Origin of the sequence: Ancylobacter dichloromethanicus (assembly GCF_018390645.1) — a bacterium.
In the GTDB taxonomy this organism is placed as follows: domain Bacteria; phylum Pseudomonadota; class Alphaproteobacteria; order Rhizobiales; family Xanthobacteraceae; genus Ancylobacter; species Ancylobacter dichloromethanicus.
In genome coordinates this window covers 1-2,760 of the sequence record NZ_JAHBGC010000056.1, presented here as the reverse complement: position 1 = coordinate 2,760, position 2,760 = coordinate 1, and the positions used below count along the sequence as shown (strand labels likewise).

Annotated in this window: 5 protein-coding genes; all 5 read left to right on the top strand. The window is 71.4% G+C overall.

The features are described from left to right. The first annotated feature begins 379 nt into the window (after positions 1-379). The gene (locus KHC23_RS23050; RefSeq protein WP_213376055.1) at positions 380-790 is read left to right on the top strand and encodes a hypothetical protein; all 411 of its coding nucleotides are present in this window, start codon (positions 380-382) and stop codon (positions 788-790) included. After that, complete coding sequence (locus KHC23_RS23045; protein ID WP_213376054.1) at positions 787-1,215, top strand: hypothetical protein; 429 nt, start codon at positions 787-789, stop codon at positions 1,213-1,215. Before KHC23_RS23050 ends, KHC23_RS23045 begins: the two co-directional genes overlap by 4 nt. Continuing rightward, positions 1,212-1,532 (top strand): hypothetical protein, encoded by a 321-nt coding sequence (locus tag KHC23_RS23040; RefSeq protein WP_213376053.1) that lies wholly within the window; start codon positions 1,212-1,214, stop codon positions 1,530-1,532. The genes KHC23_RS23045 and KHC23_RS23040 overlap by 4 nt, the downstream gene beginning before the upstream one ends. 105 nt (positions 1,533-1,637) lie before the next feature. Next, entirely contained in the window at positions 1,638-2,129 is a 492-nt protein-coding gene (locus tag KHC23_RS23035) for a hypothetical protein (RefSeq protein WP_213376052.1), read from the top strand. An 11-nt stretch (positions 2,130-2,140) separates the two neighbouring features. Continuing rightward, positions 2,141-2,760: phage portal protein (locus KHC23_RS23030; RefSeq protein WP_213376051.1), on the top strand; the 620-nt coding region annotated here is incomplete at its 3' end.

The following is a 2,760-nucleotide window of genomic DNA, read 5'->3' as shown; positions in this document are numbered from 1 at the left end:
CGGCCCGGCAGCCTCGCTGCCGAGGGCTCCTAGCCGGATGGGCGGGGTGCGTTCGGACAAGCGCATGTTGGGCATCCGGGGCCGCGCGTCCGTCAAGGCGTGCTGGACTTCCTGCCCGGCGTGGAACGCACCCCGCCCGCCACCGGCCGGAGCCTCGCCCCGGCGGGTGGGTGCCTTTGGCCTCCGCGCGCTGATCTTGGCCAGCGCGCCGGAGGGCACCGCACCCGCCATCGGCTGAGGCCCCGGCCCGGAGGGGCGTGGCGCGGCCGGCCGCCGCGCTGGGATTCCTGGGCAGCGCGGTGCGCGCCACGCCCCTTCGTCATCGAGACTTCCGGCGGAGTGCTGCCGGCCTTTCACCAACTTATTAAGGAGCACGCGCATGGACAGCCATGTTCGCGAACGGGAGAGCCTTGTTCCCAGCCGACGCCAGGCGCTTTGCCTCGGCGCGGCGCTTGTGACCGTGCCGACAGGCGTTCTGACGCTGGCGGCGCCCGCATCGACCCTCGCGGCACCCGCCGACCCGCTGCAGCGCGCCCGCGCGGCGTGGCTGGCCTTCGCTTCCGCCATGGACGCGCTGGCGGCGCCGGGCGATGGCTGGATGTTGCAGGGCGCGGGTGCCCGCCGGGCGGCGCATGGCCGGCCGGCCGAGGCCTGGGTCTATGCCAGCCGGCTGACCTATGAGTGGCAGGCCGATCCCCGCCTGCGCGCCGGCGGCTTCCTCGACGAGACCGCCGAGCCGATCGACCTCTGGCGCAAGCCCCGCGTCTCCCAGCCGGAGGGGCGGACATGAGCCGCCAATCCCTCGCCCCCAGCCGGCGCCAGGCGCTCGCCCTCGGCGCGGCGTTTGTCGCCCTTCCGGCCGGTGCCGCTGCACTGCCGGCGCCCGATCCGATCCTCGCCCGCATCGTCACGCATAAGCGGCTGATGGAGCCGGTGCGCGCCTGCCCGGCCGTGACGGAAGACGACGAGGAGCGGCTCGCCGTGCTGGTCCGCACCGCCGACCATGGCTATGCCGAGATGCTCGGTACAGCGCCCACCTCGCTGGCTGGCCTTTACGCCCTCGTTTCCTATGTCGAAGGCTCCGGCCAGGGCGGCGTGCGCCGCGACCTGCCGCTCGGCACGCAGGAGACGGAAGACGGCGTGACCTATGAGGACCTGTTCCTCGCCGCGCTGCGCCGCTCCCTTGCCCAGCTTTGCGGGGAGGCGCGGCCATGAACGCCCACACCCGCGAGTTCGTGATGGTGGAGCGCCAGCGCCTGCGCGCGCGGGCCGAGCGCACCATCGAGGCACTGATCGGGCTGCTCGACGAGCTGGACGGCGACCCCGACGAGGAAGACGGCGGCGACGAGGAGCCCGACAGCGAGGGCGAGCCTTCGCTCGGCTGGGAAGATGGCCGGCCGGAGCGGTTCGGCGGCGGCACCGGCCGCCGGGACTGCGACTGCGAGCACGACCAGGCCGAGGACGGCATCGCCGATGCCGAGGGGCTGGTCGAGCAGTGGGGCGGGGAGTGGAACGGGTGGCACGTCGGGTGATGCGTCAGGCGGTCAATATTTTCGTTGCGGAGTACGTATCGAGACTTGTCTCGTTACATCGAGTCACGCATACTGCGTTCAATGCTTCGCAACCAGGATCGTCCCATGTCCCTCCTCACCCCCAAGATCGGTGGCCCGCTCTCCGAGCGGTCCTTCACCTCCGACCAGGTCGCCCTGCTCACCGGCATCTCTCCCGAGAAGCAGCGCACCCTGCGCTCGCGCGACCTCATCCCCTTCGAGGGCGACGTCGAGCCCATCCGCCGCGAGCGCTCGCGGCTGGTGACGTGGAATATCGTGATGAAGTGGGCGTTGCTCGCCGAAGTCACCAAGTTCGGCATCGACACCAAGTCGGCCGCCAACTTCGCCAATGCGGAGTGCTTCGACAACATGGCGTATGTCGACTTCTCCCGCGAGGGCGAGCCGCCGCTCTATGCCTTCTGCCGCCCGAAGGCGGGCGATCCCGAGAGCTTCAAGGACGTGACGACCGGCTCCGGCGAGATCGCCTTCGACGACAGCCGCTTCTGGGGCCGCTTCTTCTTCGGCATCGACTATTCCGAGCTGCAGCGCACCGTCCTCAAGCGCCTCGAAGCGCTCTGAGGCAACCATCCATGATGGGCCTCGTCTCCTCCCTCTTTGACCGCGCCAAGAGCGCGCTGCGCCCGGCCTCGCGCTCCTATGAGGGCGCGGCGACCGGCCGGCGCGCGACCGGCTGGGGCGCGATGCGCAACCAGCACGGCGCGGCACAGGCGGCCCGTGCCCCGCTCGGCTATCGCGCCCGCTATCTCGTGGCGAACAACCCGCACGCGGCGGCGGGCAAGGCGGCCCATGTCAGCAGCCTCGTTGGCACCGGCATCGTCCCGGCGGTGACCGGCACGCTGGCGGCGCGCTGGACGGCATGGACGGACGAGGCGGACGCCGACGGCCTGATGGACTTCTATGGCCTCACCGCCCTGATGGTCGGCGGCATGGTGGTGGATGGCGAGGCGCTGGCGCTGCTGATCGCCACCCCGGCCGGCCTGCGCATCCGCGTGCTCGATCCCGACCAGCTGGACGCCTCGCTCACCCGCCCGCTGCCCGAAGGCGGGCGCATCGTCAACGGCGTCGAGTTCGATATGTTCGGCTCCCGCGTCGCCTACTGGATCGTCAAGGAGCGCCCGGAGATCGGCCTCGGCCTCAACCTCCAGCCGGTGCGCGTGCCGGCGGAGGATGTGGTGCATCTGTTCCGCCC

Coding starts and splice junctions, on each gene's coding strand:
- KHC23_RS23040 (WP_213376053.1), top strand. CDS start 1,212: ATGAACGCCCACACCCGCGAGTTCGTGATGGTGGAGCGCCAGCGCCTG.
- KHC23_RS23035 (WP_213376052.1), top strand. CDS start 1,638: ATGTCCCTCCTCACCCCCAAGATCGGTGGCCCGCTCTCCGAGCGGTCC.
- KHC23_RS23050 (WP_213376055.1), top strand. CDS start 380: ATGGACAGCCATGTTCGCGAACGGGAGAGCCTTGTTCCCAGCCGACGC.
- KHC23_RS23045 (WP_213376054.1), top strand. CDS start 787: ATGAGCCGCCAATCCCTCGCCCCCAGCCGGCGCCAGGCGCTCGCCCTC.